This window comes from Evansella clarkii (assembly GCF_002019695.1).
In the GTDB taxonomy this organism is placed as follows: domain Bacteria; phylum Bacillota; class Bacilli; order Bacillales; family Salisediminibacteriaceae; genus Evansella; species Evansella clarkii.
The window spans coordinates 2,844,614-2,868,667 of record NZ_KV917376.1; the positions used below are offsets into that span (position 1 = coordinate 2,844,614).

Here is a 24,054-nt window from a genome sequence, read left to right on the forward strand (position 1 = left end):
AGGAAATAAATTGAGTTTATATGAACATTACCGAAAAGAAGAGCACCCATTCGTAGACCAGGTACTTGAGTGGAAATCCATCGCCTCTGATCAGTTCCGTCCCAAGCTCACAGATTTCCTTGACCCCCGCCAGCAGGAAATTGCTATGTCGCTGATTGGGCAGAATGATGACATCAGAATTTCTTACTGGGGCGGCCAGGACCAGGCGGAAAGAAAACGGGGACTGCTTTACCCGGACTACTTTGAACCTGGAAACGGGGACTTTGAGCTATCTGTATATGAAATTAACTATCCGGTGAAGTTCGCACAGCTTGAACACCGAAAAATTCTCGGTGCTTTGATGAACGTAGGCCTGAAAAGAGAAAAGTTCGGTGATATTTTAACGGATGGGACAAGGTTTCAGGTGATCCTTGCTGACGAGGTTGCCGATTTTGTAACTTGGAACTTTACATCTGCAGGAAAAACAAAAGTTTCTCTGGAAAAAATTTCAAATGAGAAAGATATTATCCAGATGGAGCAGGAGTTTTTATTTTCCGAAGCCACGGTATCGTCTCTTCGCCTGGATACAGTACTGGCGGAAGCATTTAATATATCCCGTTCTAAAGTTAAACCTTTCGTACAGAACGGCGATGTGAAACTTAACTGGAAGACAGAAGAAGACCCAAGCAGCCAAGTGGAGGTTAAGGACGTCATCTCTCTCAGAGGCAAAGGCAGATGCCATGTCGTTTCAATAGATGGACAGACAAAGAAAGGGAAATGGAGAATAACCATAGGTTTTCCCCGTTAATTTGTCGGCACAGCAGGAAGGCAGCACAAGCATGTCGAAATTATACATACTATAAACTATGTACTTGCTGTTTTTACAGTTTAATTCAGGCGGGAGCGATACAGTCTCTCCTTTCACAGCTTTTTTAGCCTAGCATAATAAACTAACTGGAGGTGGCAGAACATGCCTTTAACACCATTGGATATTCATAATAAGGAATTCACCCGCGGCTTTCGCGGTTATGATGAAGACGAAGTAAACGAGTTTCTTGACCAGATTATCAAAGACTATGAATTAGTAATTCGTGAAAAAAAAGACCTGGCCGATCGTGTCAATGAGCTGGAAGAAAAATTAAGCCATTTTTCTTCCATTGAAACTACGCTTAATAAGTCTATTCTCATTGCACAGGAAACAGCTGAAGATGTGAAGCGAAGCGCAGATAAAGAAGCTAAGCTCATAATTAAAGAGGCAGAGAAAAATGCCGACCGCATAATAAATGAATCACTCTCTAAATCAAGAAAAATAACTCTTGAAATTGAGGAATTGAAGAAACAGGCCTCCGTCTACCGTACGCGCTTCCGCATGCTCCTGGAAGCACAGCTGGAAATGCTCAGTACAGATGACTGGGACGACCTGAGCAAAAGCAATGAGGATGAGGAAGAAGAGTCATACGAGAATGTTAACGGGTAACTTGACGCATTGATTGCAATTGTCATATACTTTAGTAAGATTTTTTAATTTGCTATACTTATTAATTACTTTATATCTGGGTAAACTGGAATTTATATGAAAAACATTGACAGGGACAGTACATTTGCAATACTTCTCCAGCGAGTCAGGGACGGTGAAAGCCTGACGAAGCAAGCAGATGGAAAATCACCCTTGAGTTGCGCACTGAACAGTTTTTTTGCTTAGTAGGCTGTGCCGGCTGATTTCACGTTAAGAAATCCTGAGTGAACAATCTTTATAACATGATTGTTTATGAGGGTGGTACCGCGGGTTTCCTTCTCGTCCCTTACAGGATGAGGAGGTTTTTTTATTTTCCAGGCTCTGAAGAAAATCCGGGGTCAGCTATTTTCCTGTAACCTGTCAAAAATAGCTGCCGGACAAACTTTAAAACAATTGAACATAAAAGGAGGAAGCGGCAAATGGATTACAAAGACACGCTGCTTATGCCGAAGACAGAGTTTCCTATGCGCGGAAACCTGCCTAATCGGGAACCAGGAATGCAACAGGAATGGGAAGAACAAAAGATATATGAGAAAGTACAAAACAGAACGGAAGGGCGCCCTCTCTTCGTACTTCACGACGGACCGCCGTATGCTAACGGGGATATCCACATGGGCCACGCCCTTAATAAAGTACTAAAAGATTTCATCGTCCGTTATAAATCAATGGCAGGCTTCCACGCTCCGTACGTCCCTGGATGGGATACTCACGGACTGCCAATCGAAACAGCTCTCACAAAGAAGGGGAAAGTCGACCGAAAGAAATTAAGCGTCGCTGAATTCCGCCAGAAATGTGAAGAATACGCTCTGGGACAGATCGACAGCCAGCGGGAGCAGTTTAAACGTCTCGGTGTGCGCGGCGACTGGGAAAACCCCTATGTCACTCTTCACCCTGAGTATGAAGCACAGCAAATTAAGGTTTTCGGTGAAATGGCCAAGAAGGGATATATTTATAAAGGCAAAAAGCCTGTCTACTGGTCTCCTTCTTCTGAATCAGCATTAGCGGAAGCGGAAATCGAGTACCAGGACAAACGCTCTCCGTCTATCTATGTAGCTTTCGAAGTTAAAGACGGAAAAGGCGTTCTGGAAGGCGACGAAAAATATGTAATCTGGACAACTACCCCATGGACGATTCCGGCAAACTTAGGAATTGCTGTCCACCCTGAGCTGGACTATGCGGTTGTTAAAGTCAGCGGGGAAAAATACATTGTTGCCCAAGGGCTTCTTGAAGACCTGGAGAAAGAGCTGGAATGGGAAAACCATGAAGTTCTGAAAACCTTAAAAGGTTCTGAGCTCGATAAAACTGTTGCTAAGCACCCGTTTTATGATCGTGAATCACTGGTTATGCTTGGAGAGCATGTAACGCTTGAAGCAGGAACAGGCTGTGTCCATACTGCACCTGGTCACGGGGAAGATGATTACATTATCGGCCAGAAATACGGCCTCGATGTTTTGACTCCAGTCGATGATAAAGGTGTCTTTACTTCTGAAGCGCCAATGTTCGAAGGTCTTTTCTATGATACAGCAAACAAACCAATCACGGAGAAGCTGCAGGAAGTGGGAGCTCTCCTGAAACTTAATTTCATGACTCACTCTTATCCCCATGACTGGAGAACGAAGAAGCCGGTAATTTTCCGGGCGACTTCCCAGTGGTTTGCTTCTATTAAAGATTTCCGCGAAGATCTTCTTCGTGAAATCAACGGAGTGAACTGGATACCAAAATGGGGCGAAACAAGGCTTTATAATATGGTCCGTGACCGGGGAGACTGGTGTATTTCCCGCCAGCGCGCGTGGGGAGTGCCGATTCCGATCTTCTACGGGGAGAACGGCGAGCCAATCATTACAGACGAAACAATTAACCACGTCTCTGAACTATTCCGTGAACACGGCTCTAACATCTGGTTTGAAAGAGAAGCGAAGGACCTTCTACCGGAAGGGTTTACGTCTGAACACAGCCCGAACGGAACCTTTACAAAGGAAACAGATATTATGGATGTCTGGTTTGACTCTGGATCATCCCACCAGTCTGTTCTTGTAGAAAGAGAAGATCTGCAGCGGCCGGCGGATATGTACCTGGAAGGTTCAGACCAGTACCGTGGCTGGTTTAACTCTTCTCTGTCTACAGCTGTAGCTGTAACTGGAAAAGCTCCGTATAAATCTGTTTTGAGCCACGGTTTTACGCTGGACGGCGAAGGCAGAAAAATGAGTAAGTCTGTAGGTAACGTTATCGTACCTGATAAAGTTATGAAACAGCTTGGAGCGGATATTCTCCGCCTCTGGGTAGCTTCTGTTGATTACCAGGCTGATGTGCGTGTTTCCGATAACATCCTGAAGCAGGTTGCTGAAGTGTACAGAAAGATCAGAAACACATTCCGTTTTATGCTTGGAAACCTGCACGATTTTAACCCGTCAGAAAACACAGTAAGCTATGAAAATCTTTCAGAACTTGACCGATATATGCTTGTTAAGCTGAATAATCTTGTTCGTGATGCGAAGAAGGGCTATGACGAATACCAATTCGCCAATGTATATAACAAAGTACACAACTTCTGTACAATAGAGCTCAGCTCTTTCTATATGGATATTGCCAAGGATACTTTGTACATCCAGCATGCAGACCATCCTGACCGCCGCGGCATTCAGACAGTAATGTATGAGACACTAGTTGCGCTTACAAAGTTAATGTCACCAATTCTTTCCCATACAACAGATGAAGTATGGAAGCTCGTCCCTGGAGTGGAAGAAGACAGCGTCCAGCTGACAGACATGCCTGAAACAAAAGAGTTTGACAACGCCAGCGAACTTACTGACAAGTGGGATTACTTCATGGAAGTTCGAGACGATGTGCTTAAAGCATTAGAGGAAGCACGCAAAGACAAAGGAATTAAGAAAAGCCTGGAAGCAGAAGTTCAGATTTTTGCTGAAGGAAAAGCGAAAGAACTCCTTGAAAATATTGAGGGACTGAACAAACTGTTTATTACTTCCAGTGCTAAAGTTGCCGCAAAAGACGATGCACCTGCAGAAACAAAAGCATACGATCATTTATCGGTAAACGTAGTATTCGCTGAAGGAGAAAAATGCGAACGCTGCTGGGTTGTATCAACTACAGTCGGAAACGATGATAGACACCCAGCACTCTGCAGCAGCTGCGCTGACATTGTAGCTAACCATTACGAATAAATTTTGAAAAAAACTGCACTGCATAGGTGCAGTTTTTTTGTGTTCGGAAGTGGGGGTTAGGCGGTTGGAGGCGAATGCGGGTAGGTGGTGAGGGTTAACCTTAACCATTGAATCAGGGGTCGGGATTTCGGCAACCTGGCACCTGGGTTCCTGGAACCAAAGTGCCAGGATAAAAACGTGAGTAAACAGGAGTAAATGTGCGGAAAAAGAAGCAGATCAACGTGGCACCAACGAACCCGGTACGAGCGAACCCGGTACATAAGTGCCAGGATAAAAAAGTGAGTAAAAAGGAGTAAACGGTCGAAAACAGAAGCAGATCAACGTGGCACCAGTGAACCGGGTACGAGCTAACCGGGTACGCAGGTGCCAGGATAAAAACGTGAGTAAACAGGAGTAAATGTGCGGAAATGGAAGCAGATCAACGTGGCACCAACGTTCCTGGAACCGGGGTACCTGGAACCAAAGTGCCAGGTTAAAAACCTGAGTTAACACCAGTAAACCGGCGAAAATGAAATCTTCCCTACCCGAACGCAGTCAACCAGATACGACACACCAAAAACTAATATAACACCGAAACTAGGGAAAGATATTTTCACAAAGCAGACGCCTTAAAATTAAACGCCGTCTGCATGAGAATTCTCCCTCACCCGCTAAAATAAACCAAAAATAAAAGCAGCCTGCCTATATATCAATTGTTTGTGCAGGCCCTGTATGCTAAAATGCATAAGGATATATGTTTTGAATGGGGGAGAATACGTGATCTTTTATTTAATTGCTTTTATTGTTTTAGTAATAGATCAGTTTACGAAATGGCTCGTAGTACAAAATATGGAAATAAGAGAAAGTATACCGGTTATTGAAGGGTTCTTTTATCTTACCTCCCATAGAAATGCCGGGGCGGCGTTTGGGATTCTTCAAGGGCAGATGTGGCTCTTTTATATTGCTACCATCATTGTAGTAGGAGTAGTTGTCTATTACATTCAGGTGTATGGAAGGCAAAACCGTTTGTTCGGAATTTCTCTGGGCCTTGTTTTAGGCGGAGCTATCGGGAATTTTATTGACCGTGTACTTTTCGGCGAAGTTGTAGATTTTCTTGACGTATACATTTTCAATTATAATTACCCTATTTTTAACGTGGCTGATTCTGCCCTTGTAGTCGGGGTGATTATGTTGATTATCCATGTGATAAAAGAAGAAAAAGAGCAAGGGAAGTCATAAAAATGGAAACTTATTTTTTGAAAGCAGAAGCCGGCGGGGTGCGAATTGATAAATTTATCTCAGATCAGTATCCGGACTGGTCCCGTTCTCTCATCCAGCAATGGATAAAAGACGGGCATATTAAAGTAAACGGAGACACAGTAAAAAATAAATATAAAGTGGTCGCAGGAGATAAAATCGAAATAAATGAACCAGAGCTCGAGCCTCTTAATGTAGAAGCGGAAGAGATGGATCTTGATATTATTTACGAGGACTCCGATGTGCTTGTTGTAAACAAGCCTCGGGGGATGGTAGTACACCCGGCTCCTGGCCACTATTCAGGAACATTAGTGAACGGGTTGATGGCTCACTGCAGTGATCTGTCAGGAATTAACGGAGTAATGCGTCCAGGCATTGTCCACCGTATCGATAAAGATACATCAGGGCTTCTCATGGTTGCCAAAAACGACCTGGCACATGAATCGCTGGTGGAACAGCTGAAAAACAAGACGACAAAACGGAGGTATTACGCCATTGTTTCCGGTATTATCGCTCATGATAAAGGAACGATTGAGGCGCCTATCGGAAGAAATCCTGACGACAGGCAGAGCATGGCAGTGACAGAACTGAACAGCAGAGACGCTGTGACTCATTTTCATGTAATCGAACGTTTCTCCAAACATACACTGGTAGCATGTGAACTTGAAACTGGCAGGACCCATCAGATCAGGGTGCATATGAAATATATTGGCTTTCCGATTGTTGGCGACCCGAAGTACGGGCCGAGAAAGAAACAAAATGATTTTCCAATCGAAGGGCAGGCCCTTCACGCAGAGATGCTCGGTTTTATACACCCAAGGACAAAGGAAGAGATGGTGTTTCAGGCACCGCTTCCTGAAGACTTTGAAAACTGCCTTGAGATTTTAAAGAAAACCAGTTGACATTTTTCGCAGCAAGTGTGATAATAGCTGAAGAATCAAATACGGATACCTTTAACTACAGTCCCGTGAGGCTGAGAAGGAAACACACTTTATAGAGAAAGTGTGCCTGGAATGTGTTTATTATGCCCGGAGTGTATATTCCGGCCTGGATAACACAAGCAGACCAATCCCTCTCGCTGAATAACGGTGAGAGGGATTTTTAATGGCATCTGCCAGGTAAAGGGAATCCAGACATAATTTTTACTAGAAACCCATCATGCAGCAGAGGAGTGGGAAACATGTCGAAAGCGATTATGGATGAACAGGCGATTCGCAGGGCTCTTACAAGGATTGCTCACGAAATAATCGAAAGAAATAAAGGTATCGATAATTGTATCCTGGTAGGGATTAAAACGAGGGGAATTTATCTTGCACAGCGCCTGGCTGAAAAGATTGAGCAAATCGAAGGTGAGGCTATTGAAGTAGGGGAAGTGGACATCACGCTTTACAGAGATGACCTCACAACGAAAACACAGGATGATGAGCCGGAGTTGAAAGGAACAAGTATTTCAGCTGGAGTGGATAACAAGAAAGTGATCCTTATTGACGATGTGCTTTATACAGGCAGAACAGTAAGAGCAGCGCTGGATGCGCTTATCGACCTGGGCAGGCCCGAACAGATACAGCTGGCAGTTCTAATCGACCGGGGTCACCGGGAACTCCCAATCAGACCTGATTTTATCGGAAAAAACGTTCCAACTTCCAAATCGGAAGTTGTGGAAGCAAAGCTAAATGAAGTGGATGGAATCGATGAAGTAAAAATCACACAAAAAACCTCCCTTTAATACAGTCCCGTGAGGCTGACAAGGGGTATACTCCTCCCGGACCGGAGCAGGCCTTCTAAAAGAAGTCTGTGCATACCGGCATGCGGAAGCGATGTTGCCTCTTTGTCTGCAAAGAGGTTTTTTGATGTCCAAAATAGCTGGAGGAGGAATTAACATGAAACAAAAAACAATTGAGGTAAACGAAATTCCACGTCTTGATAAATGGATTATATTGAGCATTCAGCACCTTTTCGCTATGTTCGGCGCTACGATTCTTGTACCGCTTCTCACAGGTTTAAGCCCTGCAGTAGCGCTTGTATCCAGTGGTCTTGGAACACTTGCATATCTCCTTATAACAAAAGGCCAGGTGCCGGCTTATCTCGGCTCTTCGTTCGCTTTCATTATGCCGATTATAGCGGGTATGAGCATCGGCGGGCCTGAAGGAGTAATGATCGGAAGCTTCTTTGCCGGATTACTGTACGGAATTGTAGCGGTAATCATTAAATACACAGGAGTGCGCTGGCTGATGAACCTCCTCCCGCCGATTGTTGTAGGTCCGGTTATCATGGTTATCGGTCTGGGACTTGCAGGAGTCGCGATCGACATGGCGATGAACGACCCTTTGACTGAAGCATACAGCGGCACACACTTTGCTGTAGCTCTTGGGACATTGTTTGTCACTATTATAGCGTCAGTGTTCTTTAAAGGATTCTTTGGACTTATTCCAATCCTGATTGGAATTGTAGCAGGTTATACAATCGCCTATACCCAGGGGTTGGTTGACCTGACAGCAGTAAGGGAGGCAAACTGGATACAGGCCCCGGATTTCATCATCCCGTTCGTCACATACAGCCCGTCATTTTCATGGGAAATCTTCCTGATCATGGTGCCGATTGCAGTAGTAACTTTATCTGAACACATTGGGGATCAAATGGTATTAAGTAAAGTAGTCGGCAGAAACTTTGTGGAAAAGCCAGGTCTGCACCGTTCCATCTTCGGTGACGGGATTGCGACGATTATCAGCTCGTTCCTTGGCGGACCTCCGAACACCACATACGGGGAAAATATCGGGGTTGTAGCACTTACAAGAGTATTCAGCGTCTACGTAATCGGAGGAGCTGCAGTGACAGCGGTACTGTTCGGCTTTGTCGGAAAGGTTTCGGCTCTCATTACGACGATACCTACAGCGGTAATGGGTGGTGTATCAATCCTTCTGTTCGGTATCATCGCATCAAGCGGATTAAGAATGATGATTGATAACAAAGTGGACATCGGTAAAAAACGTAACCTGATCATCTCTTCAGTAATCCTTGTTATCGGGATTGGCGGAGCATTCATCCAGATCAATGAAAACATTCAGATCGCAGGAATGGCTCTTGCTACAGTGATTGGGATTATCCTTAACCTTGCTCTTCCTGGCAGAGAGAAAGTCGCAGACCCGGACGAGATTTTTGAAAGTGAGACTAAAAAGCAGGATAGAGAAGCAGCTTAATATGAAATCATCCTTTAACTAAGTCCCGTGAGGCTTGGAAGGGTGAACACGATGCTGAAGGACAGGGGGGCATGGATAGCCCCCTCTTCTTTAAGCATATCGTTCTGCGGAAAGCAGAACAGTGGGCACCCTGAATGTATAAAATCAGGGTGCTTTTTTATACCCTGAACTTCCAGACGGTGAGAAATCCAACAGTTAGGAGAGGGTCGAGATATGAAACACTTAAGAACATTAAATGATTTAACGATTAATGAGCTTGAGGATATTTTAAATATGGCAAAACAGATGGAGGGCACCTTTTTTCAGCAGCACTATCCGCCTGTGACAGTTGCAAATCTGTTTTTGGAACCGAGCACAAGAACGAAATGCAGCTTTCAGGTTGCGCAGAACGAACTCGGGCTTCACGCCATTACTCTTGACGAAAGCTCATCGAGCGTTCAAAAAGGTGAAACATTATACGATACTGTAAGAACACTGGAAGCTATAGGCTGTAAAGCGGTAATCATCCGGTCCAGCCAGAAAGCTTATTATAAAGAGCTTGAGAATATCACGATCCCTGTTATAAATGCCGGCGATGGAGCAGGAGACCACCCGACACAGTCCCTGCTCGATCTACTGACAATTCAGCAGGAATTCGTCATCTTCCAGGGTCTTGATATCGTGATCTCTGGTGATATCAGGCACAGCAGAGTAGCCCGGACGAATGCTGACATACTTAGAAAATTAGGCGCAAATGTATTTTTCACTGGTCCTGAGGAATGGATGGACCCGGCTATTACAAAAGGGAATGTTATAACCATCGACGAAGCGGTGGAAAAAGCCCATGTGATGATGATGCTCAGAATACAGACGGAGCGCCATGAAAACGAAGAAGGCTTATCGAATGAAGAATATCATATGAAATACGGGCTGACTTTGGAGAGAGAAAAAAGGATGCTTCCTGAGGCGATTATTATGCATCCTGCACCTGTGAACCGTGATGTGGAGATCGCTGACGAACTGGTGGAATGTAGCCGTTCGAGAATATTTAAGCAAATGAAGAACGGAGTATTAGCAAGAAAGGCTGTACTGGCCAGCTTACTTAATCTGAAGGGGGAAAAACAGTATGCGCACATTATATAAAAATGGATGGATCTTTAACGAAAAGGGAGAAAGAGAGACGATATCTATCGCAGTAAACTCAGAATCAGGGAAAATCGAAAGGATTTACCATGACGTATCAGCGGTTACGGAAAAATATGATGAAGCAGTTAATCTGAACGGGATGCTCATCACTCCTGGATTTGTTGACCTTCATGTGCATCTCCGTGAGCCAGGAGGCGAAAAGAAAGAAACGATTGAAACTGGTACAATGGCTGCTGCCAGAGGCGGTTTTACAACTATCGCAGCTATGCCGAACACAAGGCCCGTACCCGACACACCTGAGCACTTCACAGCAATATCTGATGCTATGAAAGAAAAAGGGCATGTGAGGGTTCTGCCGTATGCTTCCATTACAGAAAGGCAGGCAGGAAAGAATCTTACAGATATGGAAAGCCTTGCGAAACTAGGAGCATTCGCTTTTACAGATGATGGAGTAGGTGTGCAGGAAGCTGGGAAAATGTACGAGGCGATGCTTGCAGCGGCGAAAGTGAACAAAGCGGTTGTTGCCCATTGTGAAGATAACAGTCTGCTGTATGGCGGAGCGGTGCACGAAGGCGAGTTTTCAAAGAAACATAATATACCAGGAATCTTATCTGCGGCTGAATCCGTGCACATTGCAAGAGATGTCCTTCTTGCTGAAGCTGCGGGAGTCCACTACCACGTGTGCCACGTTAGTACGAAAGAGTCAGTGAGGATAATCAGGGATGCGAAGCGGGCAGGGATAAAAGTGACTGCTGAAGTAACCCCTCATCACTTGATATTATGTGAGGACGATATCCCCGGAGCAGACCCTGACTATAAAATGAACCCGCCCCTCAGAGGACGGGAAGACAGGGAAGCATTGATCGAAGGGCTGCTTGACGGAACGATTGATTTCATTGCAACTGACCACGCACCCCATACAAAAGAAGAGAAGGAACTGCCTGTTGTAGAAGCGCCGTTTGGAATTGTCGGTCTTGAAATTGCATTTCCGCTCCTTTACACAAAACTGGTTAAAAAGGGAGTCTGTGAGCTTCACGAGATAATTCAGTGGCTGACTGAGAAACCTGCAGATGCATTTAATCTGCCATACGGGAGACTGGAAGAAGGCAGTGCAGCGGATTTTACAGTGATCAATCTTGAGCATGTTGCCAGAGTTAATCCTGAAGAGTTTTACTCTAAAGGAAAAAATACACCTTTTAAGGATGAATTGCTTACTGCCTGGCCAGTTCAGACAGTGGCAGCAGGGAAGACAGCATGGAAGAATGAGGAGGTTATGTCATGAAAAGATTACTAGTTCTTGAAAATGGAGCGGTTTTTGAAGGTAGGGCAATCGGAAGCGAAAAGGAAAGTGAAGGAGAAGTAGTATTTAACACAGGGATGACAGGTTACCAGGAAATCATGTCAGATCCTTCGTATTGCGGCCAGATCGTTACGATGACATACCCCTTGATCGGAAATTACGGAATAAACCGGGATGACTTTGAAAGTATTATTCCCAATATTCACGGCCTGATCGTCAAAGAGGCTTCCGCTTACCCAAGCCACTTTCGTTCAAATCTTTCACTCGATGAGTGGCTGAAACACTTTGACATTCCGGGGCTTGAAGGAATTGATACGAGAAAACTGACAAAAATGATTCGCGAGACTGGTACGTTAAAAGGGCGGCTTTGTTCTGCTGACGCAGATACCGAAGAAATAATTTTTTATCTTCAGCAGGCGAATTTTCCGACTGATCAGGTAGAAAGAGTTTCCACAAAAACACGCTTTGTGAACCCGGGAACGAAGGAGCGGGTAGTTCTTATCGATTACGGAGTGAAAAAAGGGATTGTTAAAAATCTGGTTGCTGAAGGCTATGAAGTAATGGTAGTGCCACATAACACGACAGCTGAAGAAATCCGCCTTTTCCAGCCGGATGGTATCGTGCTGAGTAATGGTCCGGGAAACCCGCAGGATGTGCCTGAGGCAATAAAAACAGTCAGAGAATTAACTGGTGAAATCCCTATCTTCGGTATTTGCTTAGGCCACCAGCTTCTCGCATTGGCATCCGGCGCAAAGACAGCGAAAATGAAATTCGGCCACCGGGGAAGCAATCACCCAGTTAAGGACTTAAGAACCGGCCAGATTGCTATAACAGCCCAGAACCACGGGTACACTGTCCTGCCGGAAAGCCTTGCGGACACTGAGCTTGAAATAACGCATATTAACGTAAATGACGGGTCGGTTGAAGGTATCCGCCATAAAGAAGTCCCTGCATTCAGCGTGCAGTACCATCCGGAAGCTTCACCAGGTCCGGAAGATGCGAATGGATTATTCAAAGAATTTCGCCAGATGCTTAAAGATCATGCAGCAAGGAAGGGGATCATTCATGCCTAAACGTACAGATATTAAGAAAATACTTGTCATCGGTTCTGGCCCTATTGTTATCGGCCAGGCAGCGGAATTTGATTATGCCGGCACACAGGCGTGCCAGGCGCTTATGGAAGAAGGCTACGAAGTTGTTCTTATCAATTCCAACCCCGCGACAATTATGACGGACGAAACGATTGCAGACAGAGTATATATTGAACCACTTACACTGCAGTTTGTAAGCCGTGTTATCAGGCAGGAACAGCCTGACGGTATCCTGGCAACCCTCGGCGGCCAGACAGGACTGAACATGGCGGTGGAGCTTTCCGAATCAGGTCTTCTTGACGAATACGGAATCGAGCTTCTTGGTACAGATTTAAAGGCGATTAAACAGGCGGAAGACAGAGATTTGTTCCGCAGCCTTATGAATGAATTAAATGAACCTGTACCTGCAAGTGAGATTGTCCACAGTCTGGAAGAAGCAAGAGAATTTGTTGATGAAATCGGTTATCCGGTTATAGTGCGCCCCGCATACACACTGGGTGGAACTGGCGGAGGCCTTGTATACAATGAAGAACAGCTGAAGGAAATTGTAACAGGCGGCCTTAGCAGCAGTCCGGTGAACCAGTGCCTGATTGAAAAAAGCATCGCAGGATTTAAAGAAGTTGAATATGAGGTTATGCGGGATAAAAATGACCAGGCGATCGTCGTTTGTAACATGGAGAACATTGACCCTGTAGGAATACATACAGGAGATTCCATAGTAGTGGCCCCAAGCCAGACACTGACAGACAGGGAATATCAGATTTTAAGGAATTCCTCCCTGAAAATCATCCGGGCTCTCGGAATCGAAGGGGGCTGCAACGTTCAGTTCGCTCTCGATCCATACAGCGAGAACTACTTTATCATTGAGGTTAATCCACGGGTAAGCCGTTCTTCTGCCCTTGCTTCTAAAGCAACAGGCTACCCGATAGCCAAGCTGTCAGCGAAAATCGCAGTTGGTTATCAGCTCGATGAATGTAAAAACCCGGTTACACTTACTACTTATGCGAGCTTCGAGCCGGCCCTTGATTATGTAGTTACAAAAATTCCGAGATGGCCGTTCGATAAGTTTGATTCAGCAAACCGTAAGCTTGGCACCCAGATGAAAGCTACTGGTGAAGTGATGGCAATTGGGAGAAATCTTCCGGAATCTTTATTAAAAGCAATCAGATCGACAGAGGTTGATCTGCAGCACATCAGTTTTAAACAGGGAAAACATTTCAGCCATGAGGAGTTGAGGAAACGTTTAGTTGAGGCAGATGACGAGCGGTTAATTTTAACTGCGGAAGCTTTCCGCCTTGGTTATGACATGGAAGAGTTACATTCTATGACGAAAATCGACCGCTTTTTCCTTTACCAGATTAAGAGAATCGTTGATATGGAAAAAGAGCTGGCGGAAAACCCATGGGATACAGAAGTGCTCCGGGAAGCAAAAAGCCTTGGATTCTCCGACCCGGAAATCGCAGATGTATTTGGAGTTAATGAACTGGAAGTTTCCGGCTACAGAAAAGAACATAATATTGTTCCGGTCTATAAAATGGTAGACACGTGTGCAGCGGAGTTTGCCTCAGAAACGCCATATTATTACGGAACATACGAAGAGGAGAACGAGTCGGTCCTCACAGAAAAACCTTCCGTTCTCGTACTTGGTTCCGGCCCAATCCGCATCGGGCAGGGAATCGAGTTTGACTATGCTACCGTCCATACAGTGAAAGCCATCCGTGAAGCGGGCTATGAAGCAATTATCATTAATAATAATCCGGAGACAGTTTCAACGGACTTCCAGATTTCCGATAAGCTTTATTTTGAACCGCTCACAGTGGAGGATGTCATGCATGTAGTCGAGCATGAAAAGCCATTAGGTGTAATCGTGCAGTTCGGAGGTCAGACGGCGCTTAACCTTGCTTCAGAACTGGAGGAAAGAGGAGTTAAACTTCTCGGTACTTCTCTGGAAAATATGGACCGTGCAGAGGACAGAGATAAATTTGAACAAATGCTCATGGAGCTTGACATACCGCAGCCGGAAGGAAAAACGGCAACTTCTGTGACAGAAGCAGTAGGAATCGCTAATGGCATCGGCTATCCTGTACTGGTAAGGCCTTCCTACGTACTAGGTGGGAGAGCAATGGAAATTGTCTATAACGAACAGGATCTCCTTAAGTATATGGACAGGGCTGTAAAAATAAATGAAAAGCACCCGGTTTTGATTGACCGGTATCTCACAGGGAAGGAAATTGAAGTGGATGCTGTCTCAGACGGAGAAACGGTGCTGATCCCTGGGATTATGGAGCATATTGAACGAGCCGGCGTGCACTCAGGAGACTCCATTGCCGTATATCCGACACAGAATATCAGTAAAAAACTGAAAAACCAGATTATCGACTATACGATCAGGCTTGCAAGAGGATTCAATATTATCGGCCTGCTGAACATTCAGTTTGTTATTCACCGCAACAATATTTACGTGATTGAAGTAAATCCGAGATCAAGCAGAACAGTTCCGTTCTTAAGCAAAATTACTGGTGTAAATATGGCTAACATCGCAACGAAAGCAATTCTTGGAGAAAGCCTTGCAGACCAGGGATATCAAACAGGCTGCCTCCCTGAACCTGAGCAGGTATCCGTGAAAGTGCCTGTGTTCTCTTTCGCAAAACTGCGCAGTGTAGACATCACTCTAGGACCGGAAATGAAATCAACCGGTGAAGTAATGGGAAGAGATTATACACTTGAAAAAGCACTGTATAAAGGGCTGATTGCATCCGGCATGAAAATACCAGCCTATGGTTCCGTACTCTTCACTACTGCTGATAAAGATAAAGGGGAAGCCGTGGAGCTGGCGAAACGATTCCACAGAATCGGCTACCATCTGCTCGCAACGGAAGGCACAGCGAAAAGAATCGCTGCTGAAAATATCCCTGTAACAGTAGTTTCAAAGATTGGGGGAAATTCCCCTGACATGCTTGATGTCATAGAAAAGGGCCAGGCACAGTTTATTATCAACACATTAACAAAAGGAAAGCAGCCTGCCCGGGACGGGTTCAGAATCAGGCGTGAAGCGGTTGAACACGGAATCGTCTGCCTCACTTCGATGGATACTGCAGAAGCATTGCTGAGAGTAATGGAAACGATCTCCTTCTCTGCAGAAGCTGTTGGGTCGCCGAAAAAGATAAGGGAAGGTGCTGGCGTATGAAAGATGAATATCTGAAGATTAAGGAACAGAAACAGCTGGCACCGAATATTTTTCAGGTGAAGCTTCAAGGAAAATCAATCCGGGAGATGACAGCTCCCGGGCAGTTTGTCCATGTGAAGATCCAGCCCGGGATTGACCCTTCCCTCCGCAGACCATTGAGTATTGCTGATGTGGAGGCGGAAAAAGAGGAGCTGACTCTCATTTACCGTACGGAAGGCAGAGGCACGAAGCTTCTTGCCGGAAAAGTTCCGGGGGAAGAAATTAAGGTTTTCGGACCATTAGGCAAAGGTTTCCCGACAGATGCAGTGAAAAGCGGCGACACATGCCTTCTTGTGGGAGGGGGAGTGGGAATCCCGCCACTTTATTATCTTGGAAGGCAGCTTGCTGAAAAAGGTGCAGAAATTATTACTATTCTGGGCTTTCGTAAGGCAGAAGACATTTTTCTCGAAGAGGAATTTCAGCAGCTTGGCAAAGTCATTATTACAACAGAAGACGGTTCAAAGGGAGTTAAAGGGTATGTTACAGATGCAATAAATCAGCTTGCATCCAGTTATGACACTTATTATACTTGCGGGCCTAATCCGATGCTGAGAGCAGTGGAAGAAACGGCAAAGGGACCAGGTTTTGTGTCCATGGAGGAGAGAATGGGCTGCGGTATTGGCGCATGTCTCGCCTGTGTCTGCCAGCTGAAGGACCCTGGCAGTACGAGCGGCAGGAAATATCGTAAAATTTGCAGTGACGGGCCAGTATTTCCAGCGGGAGAGGTGTTAATATGAATCGTTTGCAAACAGAACTTCCAGGGCTTTCAATGAAAAATCCAGTGATGCCTGCGTCAGGCTGCTTCGGGTTTGGCCAGGAATTCGCTAAGCTTTATGATTTAAATAAATTAGGGGCGATCTGCGTAAAAGCGGTCACTCTGGACGAGCGAGCGGGAAATCCTACCCCAAGAGTAGCGGAAACCCCAGGGGGAATGCTCAATGCAATCGGCCTGCAAAATCCCGGCCTTTCACATGTTCTGGAAAACGAACTGCCCTGGCTCGAAAAATATGACATACCTGTTGTGGTAAATATCGCAGGATACGAACCAACGGATTATACAGAGGTCGCAAGGGAAATTTCCCGTGCCAAAAATGTCAGTGCCATTGAATTAAACATTTCCTGCCCGAATGTAAAGGAAGGGGGAATCGCATTTGGAACACATGCCGCCACAGCAGCTGATTTAACGGAAAAAGTAAAAGCTGTTTCAAATGTGCCGGTTTATGTGAAGCTTTCTCCAAATGTTACTGATATCGTCCCAATCGCCAAGGCAGTTGAATCTGCAGGTGCAGACGGCTTAAGCATGATTAATACGCTTCTCGGAATGAGAATCGACCTGAAAACAGGGAAGCCGGTTCTGGCCAACAAAACAGGTGGTCTTTCCGGAGCAGCTATCAAGCCGGTTGCCATCCGAATGATTTATGAAGTAAGCCAGCAGGTGGATATCCCGATTATTGGCATGGGTGGTATTTTCGAAGTGGATGATATTCTTGAATTCATGATGGCTGGAGCGAGTGCTGTAGCAGTTGGTACCGCGAATTTTATCGACCCGTTTGCCTGCCCGAATCTGATTGAAGGACTTGAAAAGCGAATGGATGAACTGGGAATTGATAAACTTAGCTCCATCACAGGAAGGAGTTCACTTCTATGCAGACAAACCCTTTAATAGTAGCCCTTGATTTCCCGGACCGGAAGCAGACAAGTGATTTTCTGAATAATTTCAACGAAGAAAAACTTTTTGTGAAAGTCGGTATGGAGCTTTTTTACAAAGAAGGGGCTCCCCTGATTGATGTGCTTAAAAATGCCGGTCATCGGATTTTTCTCGATCTGAAGCTGCATGATATCCCCACCACCGTAAGAAGAGCGATGAGCCAGCTCGCTTCTCTGGAAGTTGACCTCGTCAATGTTCACGCACTTGGAGGAATAGAAATGATGCAGGCGGCAAAGCTGGGCCTGGAAGAAGGAACCCCAGCTAACGGCAAAATGCCTGTTTGTATCGCAGTTACGCATCTGACGAGTATGTCGGAACAAGTAATGAAGGATGATCTGAATATCCAGACTCCCCTGCCTGATTCTGTGCTGAACCTATGTGGAAAAACAAAGGAAGCAGGACTGGACGGAGTGGTTTGTTCAGCTGAAGAGGCAGCGGAAATCCGCCGTAGATTTGGTGAATCCTTTTATACAGTTACACCTGGAATCCGCCTGAAGGAAGACGGGGGTGATGACCAGAAGCGGGTGATGACACCTTTTGAAGCAGCCCGTGCCGGATCGACGGCAATTGTCGTTGGGAGAGGGATTACACGTGCTGCAGACCCGGCTGCTGCATATAAGCATTATGAAAACGAATGGAGGCAGGGAAGGCTATGAAATCAGAAACTATCGCGAAAGAACTTTTAAATATCAATGCTGTTTCACTTAATCCAAAGGAGCCGTTCACATGGAGTTCAGGACTCCGTTCCCCGATATATTGCGACAACCGGCTGACGATGTCCCATCCTTCAGTCCGTGAATTAATTTCAGATGAATTTGCTGCTTTAATCAAGGAAAAATATCCGGAAGCTGAAGTGATCGCCGGTACTGCGACAGCAGGAATTCCTCATGCTGCCTGGGCAGCTGAAAGGCTTTCCCTTCCGATGGTCTATGTCAGGTCAAAAGCAAAGGGCCACGGGAAAGGAAATAAAATAGAAGGAACCCTTAAAGCGGGACAAAAAGTTGTTGTAATTGAGGATTTAATTTCAACAGGGGGATCTTCCCTCCAGGCTGCAGCGGCATTAGAGGAAGCAGATGGAGACGTTCTCGGTGTATGTTCCATTTTTACTTACGAATTTGAAACAGCAGCAGAAGCATTTATGGAGGCAGGTATACCGTCACATTCCTTGACGAATTATTCTGTTCTATTAAAATTAGCATTGGACGAAAAGAAAATTACCGAAGAGGAATATGAGACCCTTGCTAAATGGAGCAGAGATCCCAAAGGGTGGTTCAGTAAAACGAATACGGGGTGAAGCACATTGCGGAAGTTTTCAGGAAAAGAGTTTGATAATCTGGTTGATTTTTTTGACAGGATGGCATGCAGTTCGTGGCTTGTAAAAGTGCATGAAGAACTTCTTAAAGAAACAGGAACCTGGGAAGAGAAATCTGTCCTTGATGTAGGCTGCGGTACCGGGAGGCTCCTGCTTCGCGGGGCTGATTCCACTACAAAAATTTACGGAGTGGATATCTCTGAAGGGATGGTTAATCGTGCGGCTGAGTTATCGGAGGGAAAGCCTCTTTTGTACAACCCTGTTTTTAAGACAGCAGATGCGGAAAAACTTCCTTTTTCTGAAAACAAGTTCGATATTGTCCTGTCCACTTGTGTAATATTTCTACTGCCTGACCCGGAGCCTGCGCTCAAGGAGATGTACAGAGTACTTAAGCCAGGCGGTCTGCTCGCTCTCATTAATCCATCAGAAAAACTTAACCTGGAGAAGGCCCATAAGCTTGCAGAGCAGTGGCAGCTTGAAAAAGAAGAAGAAAATGCCCTTAAGCAGTGGGGCAAGATTACTGAAAAGCGGCTGAGTTTTAATGACGAAGACCTTGAAAGTCTACTCAGAAAATATCGTTTTAAACAAATTCGCCAGAAGACTTATCTTGAAAACATCGCTCTGCTAAGTTTCGGAGTAAAATAGAGGCTCTGCCTTTTTTAAGCTGTACATAAGACGAAAAAAGGTTTCCCGATTCGGGAGGCCTTTTTTGCACCAGAGGAAAGTGTGAAATTTCAGCAGCGGTCGTGCAAACTTGTTTAAAGAGGAGTAAAAAGAAGATAAACTGAAAATTCCGATTGTAACCTGTTTGATTTGCCTCAATATTCATTGAAATGGTCTTATAAAGCAAATAAAGAGGCTCGTAAAATATTTCGGAAATCGATATATTATTAATGTTACCTTTTTTTAGGTAAACTGCCTAATTTGATTTCTGAATTTTTTAAAGTTTTACTCAATCAACAGTGAAAGTATTTAACAAAAAACAGAATAGGAGGTGCCTGTATGGATACATTTAAGCGACTGAAGGAATTTTACTGGCCGTTTAAGAGTTATTTTATTGTTTCCATTCTGACCTTGCTCGCAGTGACTGGTATAACAGTAGTTTATCCGATAATTTTGCAGATAACGATAGATACAATTATTATTGGTCAGAACTATAATCTCGTTCCATATGTATCAATAGGATTTTTAGTGTTGATGGCTCTGAAAGGTGTAGCTGTATACTTTCATCAGTACTTAGGAGATCTTTTCGGCATTAAGTCCGTATACGAGCTGCGGAATGCTTTATACCGAAAGCTTCAGTTTCTGCCTTTCCGGTATTATGATAACGCCCGCACGGGGGATCTCATGTCCCGGCTCACAGCTGACGTGGAAGCATTCCGATTCTTTTTATCATTTGGGTGCGCACAGTTAATAAATATCGTAATGCTCGTCAGCCTGAGTATGGGTATCATGTTTTTCTACAGCCCGAGCCTTGCTATATTAACGCTTGGGGCTATGCCGTTCCTGGTGCTGACGGTATACCAGTTTGATAAGAAGGTTCATCCTGCGTTTACAAGCATTCGTAAATCCTTAGCCAGCATGACCACAAAAGCTCAGGAAAACATAAGCGGGATGAACACTGTGAAATCACTATCTAAGGAAAACTATGAGATTGGCCGTTTTGAAGATAAAAACAATGATTATAAAGACAAATATATTTATACAGCCGGTATCTGGGCAAAGTATTTTCCAGTTATGGAGCTCATTGGCCATATTTGTGTTGTTGTTCTTCTCGGTTACGGCGGATGGCTTGTTATCACCGGGCAGCTCAACCCGGGAGTCCTTGTCGCCTTCTTCAGCCTCATCTGGTATATTATCGGTCCGCTGATGAACCTTGGATTTATCATCAACATGTTTTCCCAGTCAAAAGCATCAGGTGAGCGTCTGCTGCAGGTACTGGACGAAAAAGAAGATATATTTGATGAGCCTGGTGCGATTGAGGCTGACCGTCTGGTAGGGCATGTGGAATTCAGAGATGTGACTCACCGTTATGACAGTGAAGATGAACTGGCACTGAAAAATATCAGTTTTGATGCTCCGCCTGGAAAAACGATAGGATTAATCGGTGCTACAGGTTCTGGTAAAACTTCCATCACTCAGCTGATATCACGTTTCTATGAGCCGAGCCGGGGAGAGATTTTAATTGACGGCCATCTACTGAAGAATTATTCCTTAAAGTCTGTCAGACATAATATTGGGGTAGTTCTGCAGGAGTCCTTTCTGTTCTCCTCATCCATAAAAGATAATATTTCATACGGAGCCCCAGATGCTTCCATGGACCAGATTATTGATGCAGCCAAGCGGGCACAGGCTCATGATTTTATCATGGATATGCCCCGGGGATATGATACTGTTCTTGGCGAACGTGGAATGGGCCTGTCCGGCGGGCAGAAGCAGAGAATCGCTATAGCAAGAGCTATTTGCATTAATCCGAGTATCCTTATTCTCGATGACGCAACGAGTGCTGTAGATATGGAGACAGAAGCAAAAATACAGGCAGCGTTTAAAGAAGTAATGAAAGGGAGAACCACTTTCATTATTGCCCACCGGATTTCCTCATTAATGCATGCGGATGAAATTATTGTACTTGATAACGGAAGAATAACCGAGCGGGGCACACATGATGAGCTTGTCGGCCTGGACGGTCACTACCGCCGTATTTACGATATACAGTTTAAAGACCGAAATACATTCCTGCAGGAAGCAAGGTAAGGGGGCGGAAAGCTTGTCTGAAAAAACTAACAGCAATACAGAAGACAGGACGCTGAAGAGGTTCCATTATTCAACAGATCAGGCGATAGAAAAACAGTTTAACTGGAAGCAGATGACGAGGCTGCTGGGCTATATGAAGCCTTACGGGAAAACCTTGCTGCCGATGGCTGTTTTTGGGATGATGCTTGCCACAGCAGTCCGCCTGTTTGCGCCAATATTAATCGGAAGCTACGCGCTTGATAATATAATCGAAAACCAGGATCTGAATTTCCTTTGGATTATGGTGGCTGTGCTGGCAGGTATGTACCTTATATCCTGGGCCGGTAACGCAATCAGAATTTATTATATGAATAAAGTTGGGCAGCATATTATTTTCGACCTGAGAAAGGCGCTGTTTGACCACATACAGCGCCTCTCCCATCGTTTTTTTGACCAGCGTTCAGCCGGGTCAATCCTGGTACGTATTACCAACGACGTCAATTCACTTCAGGACTTATTTACTAATGGGGTAATCAACCTCCTGATGGATCTTATCCTGCTGATCGGTATAATCTTCCTGTTGTTTATGATCAGTCCGGAGCTGACACTGGCTATTATGGTCGTGCTGCCGCTCATGTTTTTCATCTCTACGAAACTGCGCCGGAACATTCGCCGTTCGTGGCAGGATGTAAGGATAAAACAGGCAATGATTAATTCCCACCTGAATGAAAGTATACAGGGAATTCGTGTAACACAGTCTTATACACAGGAAAAGGAAAACATTGGTTTCTTTAACAAAATGAATCATGAGAACTTTGAAGCCTGGAGAACGGCAACGCAAAAAAATGCTATGTTTCGTCCGTTTGTGGAAATGAGCGGTGCCATCGGGACAGCAGTCCTTCTCTGGTACGGTGTGTTCCTGATCCAGGGCGGCAATATAACGATAGGTGAGTTTTTCGCATTCGCCCTATATATCGGAATGTTCTGGGAGCCTATTTCCCGTCTTGGCCAGGTTTACAACCAGCTGCTTGTCGGGATGGCATCGTCGGAACGTATATTTGAATTCCTCGATGAACAGCCTTCTGTACCTGAAAAGGAAAAAGCGAAAAAACTGGATAATATTAAAGGTGAGATTCGCTTTGAAAATGTGGAATTTGCCTATGATGAAGAACGTAAAGCGCTAAAAGGGATCGATTTAAAGATGGAGGCGGGGAGCACAGTTGCCCTCGTAGGACATACCGGCAGCGGAAAGACTACCATAGTAAACTTAATAACGCGTTTTTACGACCCTACAAATGGCCGGGTAACCATTGACGGCCATGATTTAAGAGATATAACACTTGACAGTCTGCGGGAAAAAGTAAGTATCGTTCTTCAGGACACCTTTATTTTCTCCGGTACTATTATGGACAACATCCGTTTTGGGCGCCCTGATGCGACGGATGAGGAAATCATGGAAGCTGCTAAAATAGTTGGCGCTGACAAATTCATTACTCAGCTGAAAAACGGCTATGAAACAGAAGTGGAGGAAAGAGGAAATGTTCTTTCTGTCGGTGAAAGGCAGCTGATTTCCTTTGCAAGAGCGCTCCTTGCCGACCCGCAAATTTTAATTTTAGACGAGGCGACAGCGTCAATTGATACTGAAACAGAACAGGTTATCCAGGAAGCACTGAAAAAACTCCTTCATGGCCGTACGGCGATCATGATTGCCCACAGGCTGTCAACGATCAGGGAAGCGGATAACATCATCGTTCTTGAACAAGGCAACATTCTCGAACAGGGAAATCATGAACAGCTAATGAAGCAAAAAGGAGAATACTATTCTCTCGTAAAGGCCCAGTTCAAAGTACTAAATGCGGGATGATTATCAATGAGACACATGGAGCTGTATGCTTTATGTGTTTTGTTTATATGAAGATGTACAGGAGAAATGGCATTGGAGAGGCTGCAGCCCATAAACAAATAAGAAAAGAAAAACACAGGAATTCGGGAGTTTAAAAAATCAAAACTGGTGCAACGAGGTGCTGAAATGTCTATAAAAGGTATTAATCATTTATTGTTTTCTGTATCTGATCTGGAGCAGTCAGTGAAGTTTTATTCAGAGGTTTTCGGGGCTAAGCTTCTTGTTAAAGGAAGGACGACAGCTTATTTTGATCTGAATGGATTATGGCTTGCTTTAAACGAAGAAAAAGAGATTCCAAGAAATGAAATAAGAGATTCATATACACATATTGCTTTTACTGTCGAGGAAGGTGACTTTCTTTATTATTATGAGAAACTTAAAGAGTTAAACGTAAATATTCTCACTGGCAGGCCGCGCCATAAGAAGGATAAACGTTCTGTTTATTTTACCGATGCGGATGGACATAAGTTTGAATTCCATACAGGAACGTTAAAGGACAGACTGGATTACTACAAACAGGAAAAAAAGCATATGGAGTTTTTCAGGGAT

18 protein-coding genes, 1 pseudogene and 1 other annotated feature are annotated in these 24,054 nt (G+C 44.7%); all 19 genes and pseudogenes read left to right on the forward strand.

From position 1 onward, the window contains the following. Nucleotides 1-10 precede the first annotated feature (10 nt). Entirely contained in the window at nt 11-787 is a 777-nt protein-coding gene (locus BK582_RS13225; protein WP_078595489.1) for a YlmH family RNA-binding protein, read from the forward strand. Between the two features lie 162 nt (nt 788-949). Further along, complete coding sequence (locus BK582_RS13230) at nt 950-1,456, forward strand: DivIVA domain-containing protein (RefSeq protein WP_078595490.1); 507 nt, start codon at nt 950-952, stop codon at nt 1,454-1,456. A 97-nt stretch (nt 1,457-1,553) separates the two neighbouring features. After that, nucleotides 1,554-1,785, forward strand: a binding site (T-box leader). Between the two features lie 129 nt (nt 1,786-1,914). Further along, the gene (gene ileS / locus BK582_RS13235) at nt 1,915-4,674 is read left to right on the forward strand and encodes an isoleucine--tRNA ligase (RefSeq protein ID WP_078595491.1); all 2,760 of its coding nucleotides are present in this window, start codon (nt 1,915-1,917) and stop codon (nt 4,672-4,674) included. A 756-nt stretch (nt 4,675-5,430) separates the two neighbouring features. Further along, nucleotides 5,431-5,892, forward strand: a complete 462-nt coding sequence (gene lspA, locus BK582_RS13240; RefSeq protein ID WP_078595492.1) for a signal peptidase II — start codon at nt 5,431-5,433, stop codon at nt 5,890-5,892. A gap of 2 nt (nt 5,893-5,894) precedes the next feature. Further along, nucleotides 5,895-6,812 (forward strand): RluA family pseudouridine synthase, encoded by a 918-nt coding sequence (locus BK582_RS13245; protein ID WP_078595493.1) that lies wholly within the window; start codon nt 5,895-5,897, stop codon nt 6,810-6,812. Nucleotides 6,813-7,090: 278 nt separating this feature from the next. Next, complete coding sequence (gene pyrR, locus BK582_RS13250) at nt 7,091-7,636, forward strand: bifunctional pyr operon transcriptional regulator/uracil phosphoribosyltransferase PyrR (RefSeq protein ID WP_078595494.1); 546 nt, start codon at nt 7,091-7,093, stop codon at nt 7,634-7,636. A gap of 154 nt (nt 7,637-7,790) precedes the next feature. After that, nucleotides 7,791-9,107 carry a solute carrier family 23 protein gene (locus tag BK582_RS13255; RefSeq protein WP_078598008.1) on the forward strand — a complete coding sequence of 439 codons (1,317 nt, stop codon included), beginning with the start codon at nt 7,791-7,793 and terminating at the stop codon, nt 9,105-9,107. A gap of 213 nt (nt 9,108-9,320) precedes the next feature. Beyond that, nucleotides 9,321-10,229: an aspartate carbamoyltransferase catalytic subunit gene (locus BK582_RS13260; protein WP_078595495.1), complete on the forward strand. Its 909-nt coding sequence runs from the start codon at nt 9,321-9,323 to the stop codon at nt 10,227-10,229. Then, nucleotides 10,213-11,514 (forward strand): dihydroorotase, encoded by a 1,302-nt coding sequence (locus tag BK582_RS13265; protein WP_078595496.1) that lies wholly within the window; start codon nt 10,213-10,215, stop codon nt 11,512-11,514. Before BK582_RS13260 ends, BK582_RS13265 begins: the two co-directional genes overlap by 17 nt. Next, the gene (carA, locus tag BK582_RS13270; RefSeq protein ID WP_078595497.1) at nt 11,511-12,605 is read left to right on the forward strand and encodes a glutamine-hydrolyzing carbamoyl-phosphate synthase small subunit; all 1,095 of its coding nucleotides are present in this window, start codon (nt 11,511-11,513) and stop codon (nt 12,603-12,605) included. Before BK582_RS13265 ends, carA begins: the two co-directional genes overlap by 4 nt. Continuing rightward, the gene (gene carB, locus BK582_RS13275) at nt 12,598-15,810 is read left to right on the forward strand and encodes a carbamoyl-phosphate synthase large subunit (RefSeq protein WP_078595498.1); all 3,213 of its coding nucleotides are present in this window, start codon (nt 12,598-12,600) and stop codon (nt 15,808-15,810) included. Before carA ends, carB begins: the two co-directional genes overlap by 8 nt. Beyond that, nucleotides 15,807-16,586, forward strand: coding sequence for a dihydroorotate dehydrogenase electron transfer subunit (locus BK582_RS13280; protein WP_078595499.1), 780 nt, complete (start codon nt 15,807-15,809; stop codon nt 16,584-16,586). Before carB ends, BK582_RS13280 begins: the two co-directional genes overlap by 4 nt. Next, nucleotides 16,583-17,512, forward strand: coding sequence for a dihydroorotate dehydrogenase (locus BK582_RS13285; RefSeq protein ID WP_078595500.1), 930 nt, complete (start codon nt 16,583-16,585; stop codon nt 17,510-17,512). The genes BK582_RS13280 and BK582_RS13285 overlap by 4 nt, the downstream gene beginning before the upstream one ends. Further along, the gene (pyrF, locus tag BK582_RS13290; RefSeq protein ID WP_078595501.1) at nt 17,494-18,213 is read left to right on the forward strand and encodes an orotidine-5'-phosphate decarboxylase; all 720 of its coding nucleotides are present in this window, start codon (nt 17,494-17,496) and stop codon (nt 18,211-18,213) included. The genes BK582_RS13285 and pyrF overlap by 19 nt, the downstream gene beginning before the upstream one ends. Further along, nucleotides 18,210-18,851, forward strand: coding sequence for an orotate phosphoribosyltransferase (gene pyrE, locus BK582_RS13295; RefSeq protein ID WP_078595502.1), 642 nt, complete (start codon nt 18,210-18,212; stop codon nt 18,849-18,851). Before pyrF ends, pyrE begins: the two co-directional genes overlap by 4 nt. 6 nt (nt 18,852-18,857) lie before the next feature. Then, the gene (locus BK582_RS13300; RefSeq protein WP_078595503.1) at nt 18,858-19,514 is read left to right on the forward strand and encodes a class I SAM-dependent methyltransferase; all 657 of its coding nucleotides are present in this window, start codon (nt 18,858-18,860) and stop codon (nt 19,512-19,514) included. 357 nt (nt 19,515-19,871) lie between these two features. Further along, on the forward strand, nt 19,872-21,623 hold the full coding sequence (locus BK582_RS13305) for an ABC transporter ATP-binding protein (RefSeq protein ID WP_078595504.1): 1,752 nt from the start codon (nt 19,872-19,874) through the stop codon (nt 21,621-21,623). A 13-nt stretch (nt 21,624-21,636) separates the two neighbouring features. After that, nucleotides 21,637-23,466 carry an ABC transporter ATP-binding protein gene (locus BK582_RS13310; RefSeq protein ID WP_244895387.1) on the forward strand — a complete coding sequence of 610 codons (1,830 nt, stop codon included), beginning with the start codon at nt 21,637-21,639 and terminating at the stop codon, nt 23,464-23,466. Between the two features lie 165 nt (nt 23,467-23,631). Then, nucleotides 23,632-24,048, forward strand: a pseudogene (fosM, locus tag BK582_RS27825) (FosM family fosfomycin resistance protein); the annotation flags it as partial. Between the last annotated feature and the right edge of the window lie 6 nt (nt 24,049-24,054).